Genomic DNA, 25,164 nt, shown 5'->3' with positions numbered 1-25,164 from the left:
TAAGTACGTTAGGGAACCTTCGTGATATCGATCGCTCAGATCGCGTAAAATTGGATACAACAAGCTTTTAAATGCGATCGCTTATGTCCAGATTTCTCCAAAATTTGCTGCTACCGTTGCTGTTGATACTCAGTAATGGTTTGTTGGGTTGGCTGATCAACCAACTACCGGGTAAACAAGACTTAAAAATATCAGACCCCCTGATACTCGGACTGACTGTAGTGTGTCTATTGGCACTTTTCATCTTCACTGCTATATCCAGTCAGTCTCAGCCGAGTTCAACGCCTGGGAATCAAAACTGGCTTGTTGGTTTTTTACCCCTGCTGGGAGGTGGCATCCTGTTCGGACTCTTGAAGGGGAACTACATAGCTGCTGAATTCAGCCCAGTAGTTTTTTATACATCTCTCGTGATGTTTGGTTTGGGGACTGTGCTGCCACCCGTACTGCTTTTACCGAGACAATGGCAGAACAGATTGGTATGGTTTCCGCCCGGTTTTGGACTGCTGGTAATGTTGTATTTCATACTGAGGCGCGAATGGACAGCATCATTTTTAGCTTTGGTTGTGACTGTAATTTTGATGTTGTTTATCCATCTCATCAAGTTTCTCATCCCAGTTACTAACCAACTTGCACCGAAGTTTAGGGCAAAGAGACAGCAACTTGCAGATAGTTTTGCAGACTTGATTTGGAACAAGATCGAAAATTCAACCTCACCTTTTCAGCGGGAATATTACAAGGGCTTGACTTATATCTGTCGAGACTATCAAACACAGGGATTGGATAGAGACAGAACGCTGAAGTTGCAAAAGGTATTTGTGCCACTCAAAATTGCTGCAACAGAGGCAGCGAATGCAAGTCACAAAATGATTCAGCCGCTAAAGGATGAAGGAAACAACTCAAATAAAAAACAAATTTGGGATTTTTTAGCAGAGATAGATAAGAAGAATCGGGCAGTTTGGCGCATGGCTGTATTGGGCGCACCCGGTTCCGGGAAAACTACCCTTTTGAGATACTTAACCCAGATTTATGCCACAAAGCAACAGCGCAAAGTGCATCCGAAAGCGCCGAAACTGATTCCGATATTGTTGTATCTCCGAGATGTGCGTCAGGAAATTGTGAATAATCATCAACTCACTCTCGCAGACTTAATTACTCAGCAGGTACAGCAGCAGCAGCAAAAATATTCATTCCTGAATCCACCGCCTAACTGGTTTGCCGAAAAATTACGTCAAAACCAATGTTTGGTAATGTTAGATGGATTAGATGAAGTAGCGGATGAAACCCAGCGCCAGCAAGTAAGTCGTTGGGTAGACGAACAGATGGGGGCATACCCGAACACAGCTTTTATTTTAACTTCTCGACCTTTTGGTTATAAAAGTGCGCGGTTGCAACAAGATGTGACTGTCTTAGAAGTGCAACCATTTAGCTTGAAACAGATGCAGCAGTTTATTGGTAGCTGGTATTTGGAAACAGAGATAATGAGTCGTGCCGGACAAGATGATAAGGGAGTACGGGCAGAGGCTAAACAACAAGCTGATGATTTAATTAAGCGGATTAAGGATAGCAAACCTCTAATGGACATGGCGGTGAATCCTTTACTGCTAACCATGATTGCCACAGTGCACCGTCGCGGTAGCGCCTTGCCGGGAAAACGAGTAGAACTTTACAGAGAAATTTGCCAGGTTTTACTAGAAAAGCGACAAAGAGCTAAAAATATTGCGGATACACTAACAGCTACGCAAAAGCAATCTGTTCTGCAAGTGCTGGCATTTGAATTAATGCAGCAGAAAACTCGTGATTTCCAGCTATCCGATGGAATTGATTGGATTAAAGACAAGCTGGCAGATGTAGCAGGCAGCGGTACAAATCCAGAGAATTTTATCCAGCAAGTTCGGGATGTGAGTGGGTTGTTAGTGGAAAAAGAAGTAGGCATTTATGAATTTGCTCACTTGAGTTTCCAGGAATATTTAGCAGCGGTTCAGATTAAGGAATCGAACCAAGAGAATTTGTTGATCGGAAATATTCACCAATCTTGGTGGGCTGAAACCATCCGTCTTTATGCAGCACAGAGTAATGTTAGCAATCTGATTCGTGTAGTCTTGGCGATGCCATCTCCATCCGTTGAGGAAATGGCACTCGCCTATGATTGCTTGGACGAGGCGTTGAGTGTAAATCCAGATGTTCGGCAACAACTGGAGCAAAGGTTAAACGCAGATTTGGAAAGTCGATGACAGAAAAATTCAACTTAGCAGCTAACGTGTTGTTATCCCGACGGCTGAACAATTTACTACGAATTGATGAGAATGTCGAAATTGACATGAGTTACATCACCTGCGCCGAATATCAGCTTTTTATTGATGAGGGGCTGAAAGCAGGTGTACATCGCCAACCTGACCATTGGAAAAGTTACAGATTTCCGCCAGGAGATGCTCAAAAACCCATTACTGGAGTAAGGTCGAGCGATGCAAACGAGTTTTGTGAATGGTTAACTCAGCAGCAATCTGCACCCATATTTAAATATAGACTGCCAACTGTAGCTGAAGTAGAGGAGCATCCAGTCCCAGAAAAACAAGTAGGATGCTGGTGTTTTGATGGAGAACAGCGAATCATTGTAGGAATAGAAACTCAACAGCAGCAAACTTGGCAACAGAATTTAGCTGAGGTTTTGGAGTTCAACCTCGACCTCTACCACGACCTCTACCACGACCTCAACCGCGACCTCAACCGCAACCTCAACCGCAACCGCAACCTCGACCTCAACCTCGACCTTAACCTCAACCTCAACCTCGACCTCAACCTCAACCGCCTCTTCAACCGCGACCTCGACCTCAACCTCGACCTCAACCTCGACCTCAACCTCCTCCTCAACCGCGACCTCAAACGCGACCTCAACGACCTCAACCGCGACCTCTACCTCATCGTCTACCTCTACCCCGTCCTCAAGCTCAACTTCTACCTCGACCTCAACCGCGTCCTCAACCGCGTCCTCAACCGCGACCTCAACCGCGACCTCAACCGCGACCTCAACCGCGACCTCAACCTCGTCCTCAAGCTCAACCTCAAGCTCAACCTCAACCGCGTCCTCAACCGCGACCTCAACCTCGACCTCAACGGCGACCTCAACCGCGTCCTCAAAGACCAATTTAAAGCAATTAAAGCAGGCAAAGCTAGTGATTTCCTACTTTTACACTTCCCTCTGCTTCCTGTTATTGTTATCTATCATTTCTTGTCAGCAACTTATGGGGTAATTTCTAAAAATAAACTGGCGCTTAAGACAATTATGTTAAGCCGTCAAGAAAGTGAAGCTATTAGCCGTAAGTATCTAGAGAGTCTCAATGAAATATACCCACTTTATGTTTACTTGGTATTACTAGATGAGCGACAAGCGGGTCGGATACCTGCATGGGAGAGTATTCGGATTGTCAGGGAAAGAGTTGAGTAGCAGATATAGCGCTGCGATTTTGCCCAAGGACACGGCAGTGCCGTTTCCCTACCAATGGGATAATAACTATTATCTGTAGGGACACAACAGTGTTGTGTCCTTGGCCTGCGGGACACGCGATTGTTTATGAAATAGTGTTTTCACTCTTTCCTAACACTATCGGGTACACCCACCGCCGAAATACCCGATATCGCCCTTAAATTCTGACACCGAATCAACTCATTAAAATCCAAACTGCGCCCTTCAATTTGCGCCACAGATTCGATAGCAGACAGCAGATGTCCCGCCGCCTCGGCTTCGCTGTAACCACGCCTTCCCGCGACTTTAATCGCCGTTTCATCAGCATCTAGCTCTACTTGCGAACTGCGATTGTCGCGCCAAATTCGAGTCATCGCCAGTCCCGTCAACCCACCGGCGATCGCAATTCCGATCGCATCTCCCTGCAACAACTCTACAACAGTCCCCACAATTCCCGCCAGAGCAGCACCTTGATAAATATCCGCTTTAAACCACTTAAAATTGCCTAAAAAACTCACATTTCGCAATAGCAGCAAATCCCGCTGCGGCTTAGATAGCAGCCGCCACAAATCAAAATTAATATAAATCGGTCGAGATTGATTCCAAGGTAAAGGAAAATCACAATCAATTACCGTCGATTGTTGAGGCTTATTAATAATTTTACACGTCATGCGGCCGGAAGCGGGCATCACATCTAACAGGCGGCGAATTTCAGGTTCGGGATTCATAAGTCAGTAGTCGGTAGTCAGTTGTTAGTAGTCATTAGTCAGTTGTTAGTAGTCATTAGTCATTAGTCATTAGTCATTAGTCATTAGTCATTAGTCAGCAGTCATTCATTTATTGTCGCTATTGAATTATTGATTTTTGGGTTTGTCTGTTATATATAATTCGGTCGATCGCGTGCCAATATCGACTTTTTAGATAACTGCATATGAACGCAGATAAACGCAGATATCTTACCACTCGAAAAGCTAATGCTGGCAATTTAAGCCTAATCAATACAGGAAACAGCGGACATTTGTCAATTAAATAAATGTAAAATTGTCCGCTGTCAACTGTCAACTGTCAACTGTTTAAGGCGTTTTCTTCGATTCAGATTTAGGAGATTCTTGAGCTTTTGGAGCCACTTTTTCACCCTTTGGCGAAGGCTTCGGGCTGGCAATTGCTGGGGCAACTAACGGCTTGGAAGTCGCGGCGGGGGATGCCAGCGGTTTCGGGGAAGCGGGGGCAGTTATCGGGGCAGCAGGGGCGGCCTTAGCGCCTAAAATGCTCGCGTCTCCGGTGTCAAATAAGCCGGCGATGCAGGCAATCATCATTGTTGCTAAAGTGCCGACAAATAATGCTTTCCAACCGAGTTCGGAAATGTCTTTGCGGCGGGAGGGAATTAGGGCGATTGTGCCGCCGACAAATATGCCAACGGATGCTAGGTGGGCGAAGCCGGAAAGGGCGTAACTGACAATCAAAACTGTGCGATCGCTAATTAGTCCTTTTGCCGCCGCTTCTGCTAAACTTTGATAAGGCGGAATCGCGGTTTCTAACAGCCGCCGTCCGATGATTACTGATGCTACCCAGGAATCTTCAAGGGGAACTCCGGTTAACAAGGTTAGCGGGTAAAATAAGACTCCTTGAATGTTTTGCAGGGTAACAAAACTAAAGATTGTGCCGATGGGAGCCGGCAACACGGCCAGCCAGCCAAAGAATTGATTGATTAGGGAAACTAAGCCCAAGATTAAAATCAAAACAGCGGCAATGGCTACTGACATTTTCACACCGTCCAATGCGCCAATTATCGCTGCATCCAAAGGGCTGACTCGTTCGATTGGTTCTCCACCAACTGTCTCTTGTTTGAATTCTTCCCTGTCCCTGTCGGCAATTTCGTCGCCGATGAACTCATGGCCTTGAGGTTTCGGATTTTCCTTGGGGATGCCGCCCATTGTCACCGGTACTCCAGTCTCAGGAACTAAAATTTTGGAGATGACAAAGCAAGCGGGAATTGCGATAATTGAGGCGGAAACTAAATGTCCTAAAATATTTGGAAATACAGGCTTGAGAAAGCTGACGTAAATTGCTAAAGTTGATGAAGCGGCAGTTCCAAAACAGCAGGAGAGGATTGCACAAAGTTCGGAACGAGTCATTTGTGGCAAATAAGGCTTGACGACAATTGCTGCTTCTATTCCTACAAAAATATTGGCGGCACCGCTTAGTGCTTCTGCGCCGCTCAATCGCATTGTCTTATAAAATATTTTGGCAAAAACTTCGGTGACAATTTGAATTACGCCGATGTTGTACAGTAAGGCCATGAGGCCGGAAAAAAAGACTACTGTCGGTAAAGCTCGAAAGGCGAAAATATATCCTAAATTAATTGGCGGCTCTTGACCTGGTTTTGGTACGATGTTTGTGCCGAATACAAATCTCGCTCCGGTGTCAGCAGCGGTGAATACTCCATCGAGCAAGCCTGTAAACCACTCTAGGGCGATGCGAGTTGGGGGAAACAGGAATACTAAAAATCCTAAGACTAATTGCAGGCCAATGCCCCAGATGATGACGCGCCAAGGTATATAACGAACTTGGCGGTTTTCTGAGAAAATCCAGGCGATCGCACATAAGCCAAATATGCCCAGAAATGAGATAAAGTTGTAAATAGACATGAGCCTAGTCCTTGAAATAGTTGAGAATGCCGATCGACGGCTTGCACCACATCAGTTATACTATTCATCGGACGGCAAATGCCAAAAAAAATAACTGGCAGATAAATTACGCACTCAACAGCGTATTTATGTCGTTGCTTATGTGATTGCGAGTTCTGCGGATCTTTAGCAACCCTTGATTTGCCGTAATTACCAGCAGTTTAGATAGAAACTCTAACACATGGAAGCTTTTGCTCCACATTCTCCTGAATGGACTGCGGCGGCGGTTCACGCTACTGAGTTTTGCTGTCCCAAGTGCGCTGCTAGCTGCACGGATGCCCATGAAGTCTGGATTAATCGTCGATCGCCAGTATACACCGAGTCCAACCGCCGCAAGTGGCAAGAATTTTACCGCTGTCGGTGTGGCGCTGTGTGGTGGGCCTGGAGTAGCGATAGGCCTCCTTCTGAACTTGTGCGTAGCGATGAGAGTTCCGATGAGGCTTCAGATGATGATTTTTAGAGTGATTTTCGATTTTATTTGAAATTAGAGTAAGGTGCGCAATGCGCACCCTACTTTTACATAAGTCTGCGCAAGTTTTCAACTAATAAAGCACGTCTAGTATTCCCTTGACTACGCCTTCCATGACTTTTTCAATTAACCTCAATTCATTTTCGCCAATCGACTCATCTAATAGCATTGACTGAATTCGCTGTCTGTCATCGCGAGTCAGTTCGCCTAATGCAAAGATATGCTCAACTACTTGTTCATTTAGAAATGGGAAAGTTTGAGTTTGCATGGTTGCTCTCTAAAAGCATCAATATTTTGTTGTTAATTTCGTCAGATAACTTCGTCAGAGGAGCTAGTTATTTCGTGGCTTGACTGCTGTTCCATCCAATCAGTCTACAAATTATAGGACGAAAGCGAGCACTTTGTCAAGACACCTGCCACAGATAAATATTAAATCTGCATCGTATTTCCGATATTCTAGTAATGGGTGGTTTGGAAGTGCGATCGACTAACTCAGCAGATTCACACCCAGGAGAAAAGCCCCATGCGCGCAACCTCGATCGACCTTTTTAAGTTTACTGGCACTTTCGCGGAACATTACAGCTCAAACAAAATCTCAAGTACCAGAGACTAGAATTGGCAATAGGGAATTGGCTTTTCTGACTTCCCTCTGACTAATGACTGACGACTGACGACTAATGACTGACGACTAATGACTAATGACTAATGACTTATTTTTTTCGCTCTGTTCTAATTTTGACATTAGGTTTTTGGCTGCTACCGCTAGCAGTGCGATCGCAATCTGTAGTTCCGGCGAATGACGGCACTAATACTGTTGTCAATCAGGAGCAAAATCGCTTAAACATTAGTGGCGGACAACTGTCAGGAAACGGCGCAAATCTCTTTCACAGCTTCCGCCAATTTAATCTCAGCGAAGGGCAAATCGGGAACTTTCTAACTAATCCAAATATTCAAAATATCTTAGGGCGGATTTCCGGCAGCAATATTTCCGTCATTAACGGTCTGATTTCTGTCAGTGGCGGGAACTCAAATTTATTCTTAATGAATCCGGCGGGAATTGTTTTCGGTCAAAATGCTAGATTAAACGTGCCTGGTTCTTTTCTCGCCACAACTGCTACAGGTATCGGTTTCGGCGATGGTTGGTTCAATTCTGCCGGAATTAATGATTATAAATCCTTGCTCGGAAATCCCAATCAATTTAATTTTAATAATTCACAAACCGGGACAATTGTCAATACTGGAAACTTAGCAGTTGGTAGCGGTCAAAATTTAACTTTGCTGGGTGGAACAGTTATTAATACTGGGGAATTATCCGCGCCAGCAGGTCAAATTACAGTGGCTGCTGTTCCCGGACAAAATGCAGTTCGCATCAGTCAAGTTGGGAATTTATTGAGTTTAGAAATTACTCCATTTTTGCCGTCAGAAAAATCTGCAATCGCCCCGGCTGCTTTACCTCAGTTGCTGACGGGCCCAGGAGTAGCCTCAGCTACAGGTTTAACAACCAACGCCCAAGGTCAATTGGTACTGACTGATGGTCAAAAAGTGCAGGTAAATGCCGGAAGTGCGATCGTCTCCGGTACTGTAAATGTATTTGCCCCTTCTGGCCCAACAGGCGGCGCAGTCAATATTTTAGGCGAAAAAGTCGGACTGTTCGGCGCCAATATCAATGCTTCCGGGACTAACGGCGGAGGTGTTGTGCGCGTCGGAGGCGGTTTCCAGGGGATGGAACCAGTACCAAATGCTCAGGTGACTTATGTTAGTCCTGATTCTACGATCGCAGCAAACGCGATCGACCGCGGCAACGGCGGCACAGCAGTAATTTGGTCAGACAATACAACTCGCTTCTTCGGCAATATTACTGCTCGCGGGGGCATCGCCGCAGGTAACGGCGGCACAGTCGAAGTTTCGGGCAAAAATGCTCTAACTTTCCAAGGAGAGGTCGATACCCGCGCGACTAACGGGGCGATCGGCAGTTTGTGGCTCGATCCGGCAAATATTGCGATCGTCAGCGGTAATGACGACACCAGCGCGCGATCGACCGACGGAGAACTCCAAGCGACAACAGAACCATCTGACACATCGACGATCTCAGAAGTGCAGTTGGAACAGATGGCGGCGGGTAGCAACGTGGTTCTAGACACCCCCGGCGAGATCACCGTCCAAGACTTGCCCGATAACCAACTTTCACTGCAAGCGAGAACCGGAGACAGCGTAACATTTAGATCAGGCGGAGTATTTTTTGTCAATGATCCCAACGATTTAATCGAGACTCAAGGCGGCAACATCAACATTTTCGCCAGCAGCATCTCTCTGGGGCGGCTGAATGCGAACGGTGGTAACATCGCTCTCACTGCTAACGGCATTGACTTCAGGGGTGGCAACAATTCCGTCAGCAGTGCGGGGGGAACAATTCGCTTGCAACCCAACGACAGCCGAGCAATTCGGATCGGTGGCATCGGCGATATTTTGGGCATTTTGGACTTGACGTACACGGATCTCGGCGCTTTGGCGGGGGGTTTCGGCTCGATCGCGATCGGGCGCGCCAACAGCAGCCCGATCGCGATCGTCGCACCCATTACCTTCAACAGCCCGCTAACACTTCAAGGCAACTCGATCGCGATCGACTATCCCCTGAGAACCACCGGCAGCGCTAGTTTGACTCTCGACGCGCCCCAAAGTGCGATCGGCGCGAACATTGCCACATCCGGCGCAGATCTCACTTTTACAGGCAACCTGTCCCTGATTGCTGATGCAGCTTTCAGCACTCAAGCTAGGGGCAATATTCTGTTTTCCGGCAGCCTAGACGGATCTCACGCCCTGAGACTTGACGCTCAGCGAGTGCGGTTCGGCGGTACAGTCGGTCAAGCTACACCCCTAGCTAGTTTGATTGTCAACGGCCGCAGTACCGAGCTATTCAGTGCGATCGCGACAGCCGGCAAAATCACTTTCAACAGTGCCGTCACAGTCGATCGCAGCGCCACCCTAGCCACCAGTACCGGCAATATCACTTTTGCCAATACCCTCGACAGCATCCTGGGCCGCGCCAATAATTTGACCCTGCGCGCTGGCGGTAATATTAATTTTCGGGGCCCCATCGGTCAAACTCAGAGGTTGGGCCTGCTCTCGGCTGACGCTGTTAATGTGACGGCTGCTTCAACAATTGCAGTCCGCAGTTTGACCATAAACGCGCGAAATTCTGCTACTCTTCGGGGGGATACGACGGCTGCTTTGGTAGCCCATCTCAAGGCAGGAAATGTCCTGTTAGAGGGTAATTTCAAAACGGATGGCGGCAGCGTGAATCTGCAAGCAACTCGCGAGATTCGGACTCGCAATATTACCTCCAACGGCGGAAGCATTCAGGTTGAGGGGAATACTGTGGTTGCGGGCGCGATCGACTCCTCATCAGTAACGGGGGGAACAGGTGGCGCGATCGCACTCAACAGCAAGGCCGGCTCTTTAACTGCGGGCGCTTTGAATGCTTCGGGGGCGATCGGCGGCAATATTACTGTCACCTCGCAAGCCGGAATTGCCGCTCTCGATCTCAACTCCCGCGGCACTTCCAAGGGCAACGGCGGGGATGTATCCCTGAGAGCGACTGGTAACATTCAGTTGGGATCGATCGACGCTAGAGGTGGCAAGCAAGGCGGCACAGGTGGCAACGTTGATGTGACAACTCTCGGTTTGTTTCGATCGAACAATGTTTTCAACGATGATATATCCGGGAATCTTTCCAGCAGTATTTCTACTGCCGGAGGTGCGGGAAGCGGCGCGATCGCAATTCGGCACGGAGGCGGTATTGATCTACCCTTTGTAGTTGGCGGCGCGATCGACAATGGAACAAAGGGAAGCATTAATGCTGGTGAGGGAAACACCATTTTCTCCAGTCTTGCATTTGGGCAAACTTACACCCAAGGAAGTTTACCAAATCTGATTTCCATAATCACACCAACTCCCGCACCAACTCCCGCACCAACTCCCGCACCAACTCCCGCACCAACTCCCGCACCAACTCCCGCACCAACTCCTCCTCGTGCGCCGTCATTTCCTGCATCTTTGCAAGTAGAATTGCGATCGCCAAATCGAGACAAAAATTCCCCAATTAGCCCGGATAATTTCGCTCCTTCTCGCAAATACGATCCGGCAGGCTCTGAAGTTTTAGCCTTTGAAAAAACATTCACTCGCGAGTACGAAAAACATCTAAAATTGGCCACCAGAACCCCGATCACTAATATGTCCGTAATTTACGAAATTCTTCGCAAAAACGAACAAATTACCAGCGTCAAATCGGCAATTATTTATATGAATTGGGTCAGCGGAGCCGATGCAGCCGCCGCCAAAGAAAATGGAGGAGTGCTGGTAGCAAGTCGGGATTTATCTAATCTATTGCCTGTACTCAAAAACCTCACATCGCAGCCCCCTAGCCCCTTAGAAAAAAAGTTGGGGGAGAGTTTGCCACCTGCTGGTAAAGAAACTTCAGATGTTCCTAACGGGGAGCATTTAGAATTAGTATTAGTCACAGCCAATGCTCAACCGATGCGCATTTTAGTTCCAGCAACAACGCGCTGGCAGGTGTTGCAACTAGCCGAATTCCTGCAAACCGAAATAACTAATCCCAGAAGAAGAAATAGTATCAGTTATTTAGATTCTGCTCAAAAACTTTATCGGTGGTTAATTGCGCCAATAGCCCCAGAATTAACAGCTTTAAAGATTGAAAATTTAATTGTAATTCCGGCAGCAGGTTTGCGAAGCTTGCCGTTTGCTGCCCTTCACGACGGCAAAGAATTTTTAATAGAAAAATACAGCATTAGTGTGATCCCCAGTCTGAGTTTGACGGATACCCGCTACGACAATATTGCTGACGACGAAGTGTTGGCGATGGGCGCATCGGTATTTGAAGATAAAGCGCCATTACCGGCGGTACCGGTGGAGTTAGAGTCGATCGCGCCGCCCGATCGCGGAAAATCATTTTTGAATCAAGATTTTACGCTCAGAAATTTGCAAGATCAGCGGGCAAATCGACCTTTTGGCATCATTCACCTAGCCACTCACAGCCAATTCCAGCCTGGGCAACCAAGCAATTCTTACATTCAATTGTGGGATACTAAATTACTAATCACTGAAATGCGGCAGTTGCGATGGAATGAACCGCCAGTGAATCTCTTAGTTTTAAGCGCGTGTAGTACCGCTTTGGGCGACGCAGAGGCGGAGTTGGGGTTTGCGGGTTTGGCGGTAGCTAGCGGTGCGCGATCGGCTTTAGCGAGTTTGTGGGAAGTCAGCGATGAGGGAACTTTGGGGCTGATGACGGGGTTTTACCGGCAGTTGCGGGCCCCCAGACGCGAGGGCAATGTGACTATTAAAGCCGAGGCTTTGCGGCAAGCGCAATTGGAGATGCTGCGAGGGCGCGTGCGGATTCAAGACGGGCTGCTGCGAGTCGAAGGGCTTTCTTTGCCTCTAATTTTGCCTCCAGAAATTGCCGCGCGGGGCGATCGAATCCTTTCCCATCCCTATTATTGGGCCGCCTTCACCATGATTGGCAATCCTTGGTAATCGGTAATCGGTAATTGGTAATTGGTAATCGGTAATCGGTAATCGGTAATCGGTAATCGGTAATCGGTAATCGGTAATTGCTAATTAGCTTATCTTGCTTATTTCTTGATTTTTCCATCTAACTAATGTCAACTGTCAACTGTCAACTGTCAACTGCCAACTGTCAACTGCCAACTGCCAACTGTCAACTGCCAACTGTCAACTGCCAACTGACTTAAGGTTTTTCCCTCTGCTGCAAATACTGCCAAATTGCTTGATGACATACGTGCCAAAAATACATGGCTAAATTCAGAAGAGCTAATAACTTAGTGCCATCTTCTAACATGGCGTGTACTCCTAGACTTTGAGTGTCTATAATGTCCTCAAACCGCGAGATAGCAAACAAGAGGAATGCGGCGACTAATGGCAGGTAAGGAGTGGTTTTGATGTATCGCCAAAAATTTATTCCGTATAAAAAAACACCACTACCATAACACAAATAAATTAATTTCTTAGATATTCCCAACTGAAAAAGAATCAACGTCATCCGAAACCTGTCATCCAGGAAAAAGACTCCCAGCAGTACAGCGCTAAAAAATAAGAATATTGCCGATCGACTGCGCGGCTCTTTTTGACGCAGCACTCCGAATGTAAATGCACAAATTGCGACTGGGATGCACCAGAGGATTTCGGAAATTCCGGTGAAAAGGCCTTCGTAAGGGAACCAAGAATTAAAAGGATCACTAAAAAGGCGTTCAACTCCATCTCCCTGGTTGTTGAGTTTGGCGTATAGGCTCAGCCCGCCCAAAATTAGGACAGTGAGAGTGTTGAAAATAACTAAAAATGGTACAGTAAAAAAGTGTTTTTTGAGAAGTGGCAAAAAAGTTGAAAACTTGGAAATTTTTTCGGATAAAGGCAGATGCTTCATAAAAGTTGTCTCCCAACAATAGAGTTTTTTAGACTTCTTTATATTTTATATTTTATATTTTATATTTTATATTGGCAATAACTGATGAATATCATGCTTGAGAAGAGGGGTTTAGATTTGCATTCTTGTTTGACACTGATGTCAAGTAAATCCACCTGATTTTACGTAAAATAGGGTTCGCGCTCAAGCTTGCTGTGTAGATCTTCTTCCGACTTCCATCATCAGACTTCTTCATTCTTCCTTCTTCACCGGCAGCCAAACGACAAATGTAGTGCCGCGATCTGCTGGATATAAATGAGCTGTACTAGATGGCAGCCATTCCTGATTTACTGGGGAAAATACTTGGATTTCTCCTTGCATTTGGCGGACTAAATCGCGGGCTATAGCCAAACCCAATCCTGTGCCGGGAATTTCTGTCTGGGCTTTTTCTCCGCGGTAGTGCCGCTCAAATAAGTGATCTAAATCCTGGGGGGGAATGCCGGAACCTGTGTCGCTGACTGCAACTGCTATGGCAGGTAAGGGGCGGTGGTTCGCGTCGTAGCTTACTTTAATATAAATTTGGCGGCCGGCGGGGGTATATTTCAAGGCATTGTCAATTAAGTTGCTCAAAACTTCGCGCAAAGCTCGATCATTCGCCCAGACTGGTGGCAAGTCCGTGGGTATGTCGGCTAGTAATGACAGATGCCTTTCGGATGCGATCGCAGATGCGGAAATTAACAGTGGTTTTAAGACGAATCCCACAAAACAGGATTCGTCCAAATTGGCCACCGGTAACAGCGACAGAGGAGAATGCTGGATTAATTCCATATTGGAAGTTGCTGTTTCTGAAGTGCCTGATGGGAGTCTGAGATTTGCTTCGCCGGTGTCTACTGTGCGATCGAACTGGCCGAGCAATTCTTGCAGCCGATCGCTCTCTCGGACAATACTAAAAGCCACATTGCGGTTTTTGTCTTCTGGTACCAGCCTGCGCGCTAACAGTTTGCCAAAAGTTCGCAACGCTGTCAGCGGACTTTTGAACTGGTGCAGCAAATTGTGCATCGTGTCATAAACCTGAGCCTGGATTTGCCGAGAAGATCCCAATTCCTGCTGCATCCACTGCGATCGCTGGTCTAAAATACAGGCAAGCGCCAAGGTGCGAGCAATTTGTTGCATCTGAGCCTCTTCTCGCTCGTTCCAAGCCCTGTCTTCCCTACCGCTGACCAGGAGTCCCATGACAGATCCCTCGTGTATCAGAGGCGTCACAATTTGCTTCCGTTGCTGCCAGACATTTTCCGGGCCTTGGCACTGATTGGAACTGTTTTCAAAACCTGGAAGTGGCTCTGGCGCGATCGCCTCTACGGTTGATGCTTCCACAGACTGAGCCGGCGCAGCCAGCCGCCGCGACATCGGTTTCACTGTCGAGCTTGGAGCAGATTCGAGCCTCAACTCCTGATTTTCTGGTTCGACTGAGGTGTCTGGGTAAACTGCGATCGGCACTAACTTTGCCTCGCTGCCGGATACCAGCTCTTGTGTCAGGTATACCGCGCTGAATGTCGCGCCCAAACTGACGGCGATCGCCACCTGCGATCGACAAAGCTTGACAAATTCTGAACTGGCTGGCATTAACATGAGCGCGACATTAAGATCTTTAACGGAATTTTCAGTAAATTACAACTGCTCAGTCGCCGATTACAGATCGGAGACTTCTAAATTTCTGGTGTCTGCGCTTTGATGGCAGGCTGCTCGGTTCTAAGCATTCGGCTTTCATTAACACAAATTGCCTCAAACCCCCGTCTGCCTAGTTTCCACAGATTCTCAAGCTGGGCTGGTGCCGGAACTTGCGGCTCACATTAGCACAACCGCTACACTTTTGTCGATCGGCACGAATATTAAGATTATGTCGATATATTAAAAACAGTTGAAATTTTGAGCTAGAAGAGATATACTGGCCTCGGATTTGGTAGCTATGATTACCTAAAAATTGGTTCTAAAGCCCCGTCCGATTCGGAACGGCTTTGATGATTTAATCATATATTGTTGAGTCGCCAGATCTAAAAATTCGGTCTCAACTCTATGATCCAAAAAATCTCAAATTTAGGTTGGCGCATCAACCTAGGATGCTCGGCAATATCAGACAAGCTGTGCTTGAGGAAAGCTGTTTGAATCCAGAATCCCCATGTTTTTATGGCTGGGGAGTATGTCAAAACCTGTCTGCTCACACTGTCTGCTCACAGAGGAGGTAAAGAAATTGGCCAGGAGACGCAAACGCAAAAGTCGCCGCCGACAAGAAGGACGCAGAATTTTAGAGTGTGTGCCTCAATATAGCATCGAGAGCGGCGAAGATAAACCCGTAACAGCGGCTCGCAAGTTCATCCATGCCGAAGGCATTGCTCCCCCAGCTTTACTGTTGGTCAAGCGTAACGAGCATACCACCGACAGATACTTCTGGGCTGAAAAAGGTTTATTTGGAGCCCAATACGTAGAAGAGAACCATTTCTTGTTTCCTAGCTTAAAGGTGATGCTGGAAGCAACCGCAGAAAAAATTCCTGTGGTGTCGGCCAGTCGCGCATAGCTCAAAATGTTGAGCTCAAAACATTGACAGCAATGTTTTTCTAACTCTTTTAACAAAAGCGCCAGAGTTCTCATTGTCTGGAGAGTGCCAACTGAAATTTACGCGAAAAATCCTTGGGAAGTTAGGGTATAAGGAGCCATCGCAACAGGATAGATCACCGCAGCGGGCGATCGGCACAATTGGCACTCTCAGGATAATGGTTTTTTTGAATCTGCCCAAAAACGGATACAAGCCCCGACGCTTCTGAGGGATCTGCCCAAAATTTTAGACGAAAATTAAAGCTCCCAGATTCATCTGTAGAATAAATCTCAAATCTAATAATCTAAAATCCTTTGACTGTGCCAGTCGATCGAACTTTCGGGCCAACGAGAGAGCTGCAAGCAGCAATCCGTTTGTCGGCTCGAAGTCGAATCACGCCATCTAGCATATCAAAAAACGTTCCGCGCCAAACTTTTAATCTTCCAGCGGTTTCAAATTTAAAGCTTTTTGCATAGTTGCTAGTTCATCGCGGTGAGCTCTGACAGTAACAAAGCTTTTAGTTGGGCCTTCCGAGTCAGCAACTGATTCGAGTTTGAGAAGGACTTGCTCGGAACGTCCAGCTTTTTTCCAGTAAAATATCCCCGTCAGCGGCGACAGCAGTACCAAACCTAGGAAAATTTGACCTTGCTGCGGTACTAGCATCCCCAAAACCAGTCCCAAGCAGAGAGCCCCCCCTGCACTCAACAGGGTTAAAAAGATAGCTAAAAACCAACTCGGCCGCACAACACCCTCAAAGGTGACTTTATAGTTGGGGGCATCAACGGCTGCAACTCGGTAAGCCCTAGCAGCAAAATACTCTTGTAGCTGGGTTAACAGTGACTCTTGGGCGCTCTCGGAAGCAAGCTTGACCTGTTCGATGCGATCTTTGACTGAGGCCTTGATGAAGAAAAACAAGCCTACAGCCAGCAGCAGCGTCATCACAAAGGTTGAAGAAAGAACAGTAGTATCCATCGGTAGAAGTTTTTGTAAGTGAAATTATCTACTATTACTTTACATAAGTTTACTGATGAAAGCGATCGAGGACTTACGCAGACACTTTTTTCACAAAATTCGCAGAAAGCTTTGTAGCAAGGCGTTTTTCTCCCCATCACCAAATTCCGAGATCTCCCCATCACCAAATTCTTAATTGACCCTGCGTAAGTCCTGACGTAGTGTAGCTCTAATCGCTATGCGGCGAGGCTGGCAAAGCGAAGGCAATCCGACAATTCGCTTTGCTAGTAGCGCCAGCATTTCAAGGGTTTAGGCATCCGATTCCAACGCCGGCTAACCCGTGTGACCAGTTTCTAAGGCGCGGGGGCGACGGCCAGATGCGCTGTTTCCCTGACCGATGTACTCGTGCCACAGACGAGCCAGGTCTTGAGCTTGGTGCCGCCACTCCGGGAGGATTTGATACATCCGGCGGGGGCGGCCGCGTCCTTCTACTTTTTTCCAGTAACCGGTGATTACGGCTTCATCTTCCAGGAATTTCAGAGCGCTGTAGAGGACGGTATCAGAAAGTCGGTAGATGGGGAATTCCCGCTCTAGTTGTCCGATGAGTTCTGTACCGTAGGAATCTCCGCGCAATAACACCGAGAGGATGTAGCACACTGCTAGCTCCTTGTTTAGATAAACAGGAGGGGGGTCTTGAAAAAATTGATAGATATGTTCAAATTTCATTGGTCTTGTCCGCTGGAAACTCTCGTGATACCGTCAGGTTAACGGGAGAGGAAAGCGGGGCGGGGTGTGCCGCTTCCTAAGGATTAAGTCGGAAATCGGGGAAACAGAGATGCAGTATTTCCCCTGTTGTGTTGATAGTCAGAAACGCTTGTGCTGCACTGCGGTAATGTTTGCTTGCGCCAAGGTTGAGGAGCGCTCACATAACTAGGGTAACTTTCTTCCTCTTCCAATCTATCGCAGCAACTATTGCCGGCGTGTGCGATCGCACGGAAGAGTTGCACTGATTTCGGGGGTTAGTGTTTCAACTAAAACTCAGCAGCGACAACTTTCCTAAACCCTCTGCCTGCCTTGTTTGTGGGCCACAGTTTGTCAGAGTAAGCCGGTTTTTTGGGGCAGAAATTTTGCCTTTAAACCGGACTCAGACCTAACATGGCGCGCAGTGTAAAAGTTAGAAAGACAAAAGTCGCTACAATCGAAGTAATCAGGGCGATCGCAGTTGCCGGTCGATCGAGCAGAGGTCTGAGTCGCTCGAACAGGAAAAAGAAGATTCCGAGACAGACAGTAATCAAAAAACGAGGGTAGCGAGAGATGTTATTAATGAAATCTTGCATGAGCACAGGTGGGGTAAAGTGTTACAGCTCGATCTTTGACTGGTAACACTTGTGAGCGATTTAGACAATTTTGGCACAGCCGGAGCTAAATCTCCCGATCGGGCGATCGGGCATTCTTCAAGGGCGATGCTAACATATATAATTCTAACGAAAACTTTTCCAAGAGCGATCGGGTCGCAGTCTGTTCAATCCCGGAACCCTAACGGGGCGTGAGAACTTGAGAAGTATTTGTATTCAGTTGTAGTTGTGATAAATATGATAGGGCCGTTATTTATAGATAAATGTCTGCTTCCGCACCTTCTTCCATCTTGCCACGTCCCTTTCTGAAATGGGCTGGAGGCAAAACTAGGTTGATTGGACAATATCAACCTAGTTTTCCTGAAAAGTTCACCACTTACTACGAGCCTTTTTTGGGCGGCGGAGCTGTATTTTTTTACTTAGCACAGCAGCACCCTTTTTTGCAAGCTGTGTTAACAGATATTAATCCTGAGTTGATTAATGCTTATCGCTGTGTCAGGGATCAAGTGGAGGATCTGATTGAGCTTTTGTTAGAGCACGCCTCAGAACACAGCAAGGACAATAAAGAATATTATTACTCCGTGCGATCGCGCTCCTACAACACAGATACAGAAAAAGCAGCACGGCTGATCTACCTAAATAAAACTTGTTACAACGGCCTCTACAGAGAAAACTCCAAAGGTCAATTTAATGTTCCGATGGGCAGATACAAAAATCCTAACATTTGTCAAGCAGATTTATTGCGATCGGTCTCATCTCTAATCGCGCCCGCTCAAATTGAAGTGAGAAAATTCGATCGAATTTTGGATTTTGCTACAAGCAGCGAAGACTTTGTTTATTTTGATCCACCTTACCATCCGATCAGTGCCACAAGTAACTTCACTGCTTACAGCCGAGATAATTTTAAAGAATCCGAACAACTTAAACTAAGAGATGTTTTTGGAGAACTTGCCGAGCGTGGTGTCAAAGTTATGCTGTCTAATTCTAACTGCGATTTCATTAAAGAAATCTACAGCGCTCCTCAAGCTTTTCCAAGAGAGCAGTTCCCCAAACTAATTGAAATATCAGCATCCAGGGGAATTAACTCTAAGAGTTGCAAGCGCGGCCCAGTCAAGGAATTGTTAATAAGTTCAGTTTCAAGAAAAACTCTTTGCCAACTCTCTGGCTAAATATATTTTGTACGGCAGCCTGTTACCTCGGAAACCGGGTTTTTTTGTATATTTATCGTTATCAAACAAAAAAAATGTAGAAACTGGGTTAAAAAATCGGCTAAAAAAAAGGAATTATTACCTATTGACTTCTCTGGACTTTTGGGGTATTATTTAGATAATAGAAGTGGTAACTTAAATTTTATTCTTGTCAGTATTCCCATTATTAGATTATACCTCCAAAAACTGCCGCAGTCAACCCCTCAACCCAAAAAAAAGGGGGATTTTTTTTAAATTCAATAAAATAAAAATATTTGAATGCTGCGTTAGGGTAGATAATAGCAGTTTCCTCAAAAAATGCAACTGTAGGGAAGGTAAAAAGGGCGATCGCGATCGGTAATGCCTGATTAGAGATGTTTGTTAGCCCAAGTCATGAAAGCTTCGAGCTTGTGAACTCCCAACAGATTTTGATTGTCGGGAATTTGTTTTTTGAACCAGTCGATCGAACCTTGCCTCATACCGTCACCGCCCACGATTACAATAGTCGGGACTCGATAGCAACTTTTAATGTTTAAATTGAGATAAGGATACTTTTCATCAACCGAACCTTTATCTTCTTGCCACTTGCACTCAACAATTAGACCCAGAGGAAACGAAGCGGCATCAACAATATAAAAATCGACATTTATTTCAGTTTCGTAAATGCTAGAACCGATATAAACCTGTTTAGCATATCGCTTGGGATTTGCCGTAGAGAGCAAGAGCCAATCTCGCTTGCGCTTTTTCGGCAACTGGGGACATATTTCGAGATATCCGTGACCTCTCAACGTACCTTCTACAGTTGCTTCTAAAACAAAACCAGTTTTATTGGCTCTACAACCCCTATTCATTTTGTTGGCTCCTGAATATAATGTGAATTAAGCCGATCGCACTTCAATCACTCCCCGGTCAAAAACCCGCTTGTCAGTACCGATAGAACTGACAAACATCCGGTCTGCATAGACATCAAACGTCGCAAAACTCAGCCGACTAGCAGAAAACTCCGTCCACTCAGAACGCCCCACCGGACGAGTGCCCCCGCCCGCACCGCAAATCAAATAAGTCGTACCCTTAATCGAGCGAGTGCGTTCGTAACTATGCTCGTGTCCGTTGATATAAAGCTGCACGCCGTACTTTTGAAACAAAGGCGTCAAAGTCTTAATAAAAGGTTGATTCAATCCGTAGATGCCAGAGGAATAAATCTGGTGGTGACCGAACACAACTTTCCAAGGTGCGATGCTCTGACTCAACTCTTTTTCCAGCCAAATAAGCTGATTTTTCCAATCAGCATTATCATTAGTATCTAATGCAAAAAACTGTACCGGATCGCGCCGGAAAGTGTAGTAGCGACCTTGCATATTAAAACCTGCATATTTAACTTGCGGGTCGCCGTTAGCAGTGCGGATATCGTGATTTCCCAGACAAGCATAAAATTTTACGCCTTGCTGCAATAATGGCTGATAAGGCTTCTCGAAAACAGCATTAATTTGTTCAATTTCGCCGTTATTGTAGATATTGTCGCCGGCGAGAACAGCAATATTAAAAGGATTTTCCCCGTGATATTGGGTCATCGCCTCAGCCACAGCATACTGACCTTTGGCTCCGGTACCGGTGTCGGCAACCGAAATAAAGCGTAAAATAGGCGGTGAGGCTGGCAATTGGACGATCGCCCTTTGCGCCTCAAGATTAGAAGGCTCAGCAGCATTGGCGTCTGTACCCCAGGAAGTCCGAAGCTGAAGCATTTTCGAGACTCCGGCAAAACCTAAGCTGCTGAGACTGCCTAAAAATAGAAAGTGACGGCGTTTGATGCTCATTTTGATTCAGTTACAACTAATGAAATGATAAATTAAGGCTGGGATGGCTCAACTAAAATTTATCGTGTTTAGATATATTTGCACCGCCCCAAGGCAGAGAAAATGTCAGAAAAACCACTAAATCAACCAACTCCAGAACCGTCTCAATCTCCAAAACCGGAGGTTGAGTCGCCGAAAAAGTCGGCCGCGACTCGCAGCCAAGCTCAAAATGCCAGCAGCGCTGTTTCCACAAATCAGAAAATCAAAGCTTTGATTGTCTCGATTGGGAATTTGAGAAAAAAGGGGAAAAATTTAACAGCAGAACCTCCGTTGCAGGCCCAAAAGCCGATCGCACCCACCGCTTCTAACTCAGTAACAGTAACTCCTCCGGCTGTTGCTGCCCAAGTAAACAGCGTTCCCCCGCCAGAAGTTGCTGTAAAATTCGATAAAAAGTCTGTATCAAAACCCGCAGGCGACGGTTTTTTAGAGAAAGTCGTTGTACTTTGGCAAAGTATTGTGCGTTTAGTGCGATCGCTCTTGCCGGCATCTGCGAATGCTAAGCTGTCAGATCCAATTTTAAACGCCGGATTAGCCGCAATTCTAATCGTTGCAGTCGGTTTAACTCTCAACAGTTTCTCGGCAAAACCGTCGGAGAGAGTAGCAAAAGTGCCTTTTCCGGCAGCGCAGCAGTCGCCGTCAACGTTTGGCGATTTTGTGGTGCCGAAAACGCCGAACTCGTCAGATGCGATCGCAAATTCTCAGCCAACATCCGCTAAATTCAAAAGCAAGTTGCCCGATTTAGTAGCACCAGAAAAACCGCAATCGGTAGAAATCATCCCGCCACCCCTGACGCCGGAACAGTCTCTGATTGCTGCGATTCAAACTCAAGTTGCTGACATTACGAATCGCCTGGGCGGCGGTTTAGTTAAGTCTGTTCAAGCTGATTTCTCGATCGGGCTTTTGACTGTCAAAGTCGCTGAAGATTGGTACAAACTCAGCGAAGTAGAGCAAAATCAGCTTGCGAATCAAATGTGGAAAGAAGCTAACTCGCTCGATTTCAGCAAGTTACAAATTGCGAATCTGCAAGGAAAGTTAATAGCTAGAAGTCCGGTTGTTGGCTCGGAAATGATTATTTTAGAAAGAGGAATTAATAAAGTTTAAATTTTCTGTATCTGCCAATAGTCACATTAGCAGAAAATTCCAGGACGCAAAATCTAATTTTGTAGGCTTGTAGTGAAGACTGAAGTCCTCATCAAATGAGAGAGGACTGAAGTCCTTACTACGAACCTGAAAAGGCTGATTTACCGAAGATTAAATTAATTAAAATTGAGGAAAATTGAAAAATGACAATTTTAACTCAAGTCGAACAAGTAGAAATTAAATATCCCAGCAGCGACGGAGAGCCGATGGCTGAAAGCGATATCACGCGCGATTACATGACTTATACTGTAGAAGCTGCGAACCTTTACTTTCAAGGGCGTTCTGATGTTTACGTGTCAGCGAATTCTTTCATCTATTATGAAGAAGGGAACAACCAGGCGGTGGTGGCGCCAGATTTTTATGTGGTGTTTGGAGTAGTAAAACGGAAAAGAGATAATTATAAAGTTTGGGAAGAAGGGGGAATTACTCCAGATTTTGTGTTAGAGATTACTTCGGCAACAACTCAGACGAAAGACCAAGAAACTAAACCGGAAATTTATCGAGCTTTGGGAGTGAGGGAATATTTTCAGTACGATCCTTCGGGAGATTATCTGAATCCAATTTTACAGGGAGTACGTTTAGTAAACAATCAGTATGAGCCGATTCCAGCTAACAATATTGCTTTCGATACGCTGTGGTTGTTCAGTGAGGTTCTGGGACTGGAATTGCATCTAATTTCAGGAGAATTGAGGTTTAGAGTTCCTGAAACTGGTGAGTTTTTGAAGACTCACAAGGAAGAACAGCAAGCACGGCTGGCGGCGGAGTCAGCCTTTCAACAATCGGAGCAAGCACGGCTGGCGGCGGAGTCAGCTTTGCGATCGCTCTTAACTCAACTTTTAAATTCTGGAATGAATCTGGAACAGGTGGCGCAAATGATGAATTTATCGACCTTGGAAGTGAGACAATTGGTAGCGGAAAACTTTTGATCGCACTGACAGCAAAAAGGTGCGCATCGCGCACCATATACAACCAAATATGAACAGTCAACAGTCAACAATTAACTCATGACTAGAAAGGCTTATTCGTAGGTTTAAAACCCTGCTTTTGAAAATAGGTTCTAAATACCTCGTGAGCAATTGGTGCCGCTGATACAGCACCAAATCCGCCGCCTTCGACAATAACTGCGATCGCAATTTCCGGTTTGTCAGCGGGAGCAAAACCTACATACATCGAATTGTCAGGATGTCCGGGCATTTCCACAGTCCCAGTCTTACCAGCACTCAAAGGAATAGTACCGTCATTCATCGCCCGGCCTGTACCTTTTTTCACCACGTCAATCAATCCTTGTTTAATCACATTTAAAGTAGCCGGTTTAATACCAGTTTTGATTTTTTGAGTGATCGGTGTATTGGTTTGAGAAGCCAACAAATGCGGCTGCACTCGCCAACCACCGTTGGCAATATTTGACACCATGACTGCCAATTCTAGGGGAGTGCAAAGTACCAAACCCTGACCGATCGCCATTGTTACTGTATCGCCAACGTACCAATCTTCCCCATACATTTTTTGTTTCTCTGCTGGTATCGGAACTTGACCGTGATTGGCGGCGTCCAACCCCAAAAGCTCTAAATTAATAGTACCGCCAATGCCCATTTTTTTGGCCCATTTCGCCATTTCTTCCGGCCCGGCTGCCATGCCTACTTGATAGAAAAATGTATTGCTGCTGTAGGCTAAAGCATCGCGGAAACCGATGACACCGTAACCGGCGCCGTGTTCGTTGAAAGATATACCGCCGATATTAATTGAAGAAGATGATACTAAAGTCGAGTCAGGAGAAAACTTGCCCGATTCCATCCCGGCTACAGAAGTTACAATCTTAAAAGTGCTGCCGACTGGATAGCCTTGAACTGCCCGATTTAAAAATGGTTTGTCTGGCCCTTGGAGTCGATCCCATTCTTTTTGCGTCACCTTGCGGGTGAAAATATTGGGGTCAAATGTCGGCCAACTACCCATTGTTAAAAGCGCTCCAGTTTTTACGTCGATTGCGACAACAGCACCGAGGCGATTTCCCAAAGCTTTTTCCGCAGTTTTTTGCATATCTAAATCTAAAGTTAGCTGCACGGGTTTGCCGGGAATAGGCTCTTTTACACCTAAGTCTTGGATTTCCTCGCCCTTAGCATTCACCTCGATCAAACGGTTTCCCCAAACGCCTTCTAAAGTTGGATTAACTAATTTTTCAACTCCCATTTGACCGACGATCATGCCCATCGGATATGTAGGATTAGCTTTTAATTGATCTAAGCTAGCTTCGCCGACGTATCCCAAAAGGTGAGCTGCTAATTCCTGGTTGGGATTGTCTCGGCTCGATTCTGCACGAATTTCAACTCCCCGCAAAGTATTAGCTTGTTCTCCCAAAGCGACGAAAGTACCGACATCGATATCCTTACTAATTCGCACTGGTAGGGCTGATTTGTAGCCCGCTCCATCGATTTTTTTGATAATTTCGGTCGCAGGCACTTTGACGATCGGGCCTAGTGTAGCGGCGACTTCTTGCCAGTCTTTGGTCGATCGCTCTTTTGGCCACAAATAGACCGATCGAGATACGCGGTTGGCTGCAAAAACTTGGCCGGTGCGGTCTACAATTTGACCGCGAGTGGCTGCGACTGACACAGGGCGAATGCGGTTATTTTCCGCCCGCTGTCGGTTGTAGTCTCCTTGTACCAGTTGCAATTCGGCTAGACGAAAGATCGGCATCGCTACCAAGGTAGTGACGATGAGCATAAAAATCATCACTTGGAACGATCGACCGCGTTGCTGTCCAGGATTGTCCGAGGTATTTTTGTTTAATCGGACTTTAGAGTTAAAAGAAAAATCGCTAGCCATATGAATTAATCTGCTCTTTTATGCAATTAACAGCCATATCTGATTCCCATCCGGATTATTTGGCGGAGGATGCAGCCACTATAAATTGTCACTGTTTAGTGACATAGATAAATTCTGCCGATTGGCAGACAAATCAGCCAGATAGTTCAATTCATCTAGATCTTAAATATGAATTTTTTATAAAAATTCAGCCGAGAAGCGATTTAAATCCCCAGC

20 protein-coding genes are annotated in these 25,164 nt (G+C 46.2%); 8 read left to right on the top strand and 12 right to left on the bottom strand.

Annotation, left to right across the window (positions count from 1 at the left end; genetic code table 11):
- Positions 1 to 83 precede the first annotated feature (83 nt).
- Positions 84 to 2,231, top strand: a complete 2,148-nt coding sequence (locus K4039_RS04015; RefSeq protein ID WP_265233844.1) for an NACHT domain-containing NTPase — start codon at positions 84 to 86, stop codon at positions 2,229 to 2,231.
- A complete protein-coding gene (locus tag K4039_RS04010) occupies positions 2,228 to 3,442 on the top strand; it encodes an SUMF1/EgtB/PvdO family nonheme iron enzyme (RefSeq protein WP_265233843.1) in 1,215 nt (404 codons plus the stop codon). The genes K4039_RS04015 and K4039_RS04010 overlap by 4 nt, the downstream gene beginning before the upstream one ends.
- Positions 3,443 to 3,582: 140 nt before the next feature.
- Here the strand turns inward: K4039_RS04010 and K4039_RS04005 are convergent, their stop codons facing one another.
- Together K4039_RS04005 and K4039_RS04000 are read right to left on the bottom strand one after the other, a co-directional pair.
- The gene (locus K4039_RS04005; protein WP_265233842.1) at positions 3,583 to 4,188 is read right to left on the bottom strand and encodes a DUF3318 domain-containing protein; all 606 of its coding nucleotides are present in this window, start codon (positions 4,186 to 4,188) and stop codon (positions 3,583 to 3,585) included.
- A 345-nt stretch (positions 4,189 to 4,533) separates the two neighbouring features.
- Complete coding sequence (locus K4039_RS04000; protein WP_265233841.1) at positions 4,534 to 6,108, bottom strand: NupC/NupG family nucleoside CNT transporter; 1,575 nt, start codon at positions 6,106 to 6,108, stop codon at positions 4,534 to 4,536.
- Between the two features lie 220 nt (positions 6,109 to 6,328).
- Here K4039_RS04000 and K4039_RS03995 point away from each other — a divergent pair, with 220 nt between their 5' ends.
- Positions 6,329 to 6,607 (top strand): hypothetical protein, encoded by a 279-nt coding sequence (locus K4039_RS03995; RefSeq protein ID WP_265233840.1) that lies wholly within the window; start codon positions 6,329 to 6,331, stop codon positions 6,605 to 6,607.
- A gap of 82 nt (positions 6,608 to 6,689) precedes the next feature.
- Here K4039_RS03995 and K4039_RS03990 read toward each other — a convergent pair whose 3' ends face one another.
- Positions 6,690 to 6,884 carry a hypothetical protein gene (locus K4039_RS03990; RefSeq protein ID WP_265233839.1) on the bottom strand — a complete coding sequence of 65 codons (195 nt, stop codon included), beginning with the start codon at positions 6,882 to 6,884 and terminating at the stop codon, positions 6,690 to 6,692.
- A gap of 437 nt (positions 6,885 to 7,321) precedes the next feature.
- Between K4039_RS03990 and K4039_RS03985 the strand changes: the two genes are divergently transcribed.
- Positions 7,322 to 12,163: a CHAT domain-containing protein gene (locus tag K4039_RS03985; protein ID WP_265233838.1), complete on the top strand. Its 4,842-nt coding sequence runs from the start codon at positions 7,322 to 7,324 to the stop codon at positions 12,161 to 12,163.
- A 214-nt stretch (positions 12,164 to 12,377) separates the two neighbouring features.
- Here K4039_RS03985 and K4039_RS03980 read toward each other — a convergent pair whose 3' ends face one another.
- Positions 12,378 to 13,070 carry a hypothetical protein gene (locus K4039_RS03980; RefSeq protein ID WP_265233837.1) on the bottom strand — a complete coding sequence of 231 codons (693 nt, stop codon included), beginning with the start codon at positions 13,068 to 13,070 and terminating at the stop codon, positions 12,378 to 12,380.
- Between the two features lie 231 nt (positions 13,071 to 13,301).
- Positions 13,302 to 14,672: a GAF domain-containing sensor histidine kinase gene (locus K4039_RS03975; RefSeq protein WP_265233836.1), complete on the bottom strand. Its 1,371-nt coding sequence runs from the start codon at positions 14,670 to 14,672 to the stop codon at positions 13,302 to 13,304.
- 625 nt (positions 14,673 to 15,297) lie between these two features.
- On the opposite strand from K4039_RS03975, the gene K4039_RS03970 reads away from it, so the two are divergent.
- Complete coding sequence (locus K4039_RS03970; RefSeq protein ID WP_265233835.1) at positions 15,298 to 15,621, top strand: DUF3155 domain-containing protein; 324 nt, start codon at positions 15,298 to 15,300, stop codon at positions 15,619 to 15,621.
- A 453-nt stretch (positions 15,622 to 16,074) separates the two neighbouring features.
- Here K4039_RS03970 and K4039_RS03965 read toward each other — a convergent pair whose 3' ends face one another.
- From K4039_RS03965 to K4039_RS03950, 4 genes are all read right to left on the bottom strand, one after another.
- The gene (locus K4039_RS03965; RefSeq protein ID WP_265233834.1) at positions 16,075 to 16,611 is read right to left on the bottom strand and encodes a cofactor assembly of complex C subunit B; all 537 of its coding nucleotides are present in this window, start codon (positions 16,609 to 16,611) and stop codon (positions 16,075 to 16,077) included.
- A 312-nt stretch (positions 16,612 to 16,923) separates the two neighbouring features.
- Positions 16,924 to 17,316, bottom strand: a complete 393-nt coding sequence (locus tag K4039_RS03960) for a PadR family transcriptional regulator (protein WP_265233833.1) — start codon at positions 17,314 to 17,316, stop codon at positions 16,924 to 16,926.
- 83 nt (positions 17,317 to 17,399) lie between these two features.
- Complete coding sequence (locus K4039_RS03955; RefSeq protein ID WP_265233832.1) at positions 17,400 to 17,597, bottom strand: hypothetical protein; 198 nt, start codon at positions 17,595 to 17,597, stop codon at positions 17,400 to 17,402.
- Between the two features lie 126 nt (positions 17,598 to 17,723).
- Positions 17,724 to 17,927: a DUF751 family protein gene (locus tag K4039_RS03950; RefSeq protein ID WP_265233831.1), complete on the bottom strand. Its 204-nt coding sequence runs from the start codon at positions 17,925 to 17,927 to the stop codon at positions 17,724 to 17,726.
- A gap of 281 nt (positions 17,928 to 18,208) precedes the next feature.
- On the opposite strand from K4039_RS03950, the gene K4039_RS03945 reads away from it, so the two are divergent.
- Positions 18,209 to 19,114, top strand: a complete 906-nt coding sequence (locus K4039_RS03945; protein WP_265233830.1) for a DNA adenine methylase — start codon at positions 18,209 to 18,211, stop codon at positions 19,112 to 19,114.
- Positions 19,115 to 19,500: 386 nt separating this feature from the next.
- Here K4039_RS03945 and K4039_RS03940 read toward each other — a convergent pair whose 3' ends face one another.
- Both K4039_RS03940 and K4039_RS03935 read right to left on the bottom strand, forming a co-directional pair.
- On the bottom strand, positions 19,501 to 19,983 hold the full coding sequence (locus K4039_RS03940; RefSeq protein ID WP_265233828.1) for a PD-(D/E)XK nuclease superfamily protein: 483 nt from the start codon (positions 19,981 to 19,983) through the stop codon (positions 19,501 to 19,503).
- 27 nt (positions 19,984 to 20,010) lie between these two features.
- Positions 20,011 to 20,946: a metallophosphoesterase gene (locus K4039_RS03935; protein ID WP_265233827.1), complete on the bottom strand. Its 936-nt coding sequence runs from the start codon at positions 20,944 to 20,946 to the stop codon at positions 20,011 to 20,013.
- Between the two features lie 102 nt (positions 20,947 to 21,048).
- On the opposite strand from K4039_RS03935, the gene K4039_RS03930 reads away from it, so the two are divergent.
- Complete coding sequence (locus K4039_RS03930) at positions 21,049 to 22,086, top strand: hypothetical protein (protein ID WP_265233826.1); 1,038 nt, start codon at positions 21,049 to 21,051, stop codon at positions 22,084 to 22,086.
- A 182-nt stretch (positions 22,087 to 22,268) separates the two neighbouring features.
- On the top strand, positions 22,269 to 23,051 hold the full coding sequence (locus K4039_RS03925) for a Uma2 family endonuclease (RefSeq protein ID WP_265233825.1): 783 nt from the start codon (positions 22,269 to 22,271) through the stop codon (positions 23,049 to 23,051).
- A gap of 82 nt (positions 23,052 to 23,133) precedes the next feature.
- On the opposite strand, the gene mrdA is transcribed toward K4039_RS03925, so the two are convergent.
- Entirely contained in the window at positions 23,134 to 24,948 is a 1,815-nt protein-coding gene (gene mrdA, locus K4039_RS03920; protein ID WP_265233824.1) for a penicillin-binding protein 2, read from the bottom strand.
- Positions 24,949 to 25,164: the final 216 nt, after the last annotated feature.

Origin of the sequence: Lyngbya sp. CCAP 1446/10, assembly GCF_026130175.1 — a bacterium.
Taxonomy (GTDB): Bacteria; Cyanobacteriota; Cyanobacteriia; order Cyanobacteriales; family Microcoleaceae; genus Microcoleus.
This window is presented reverse-complemented; position numbering and strand designations above follow the sequence as displayed.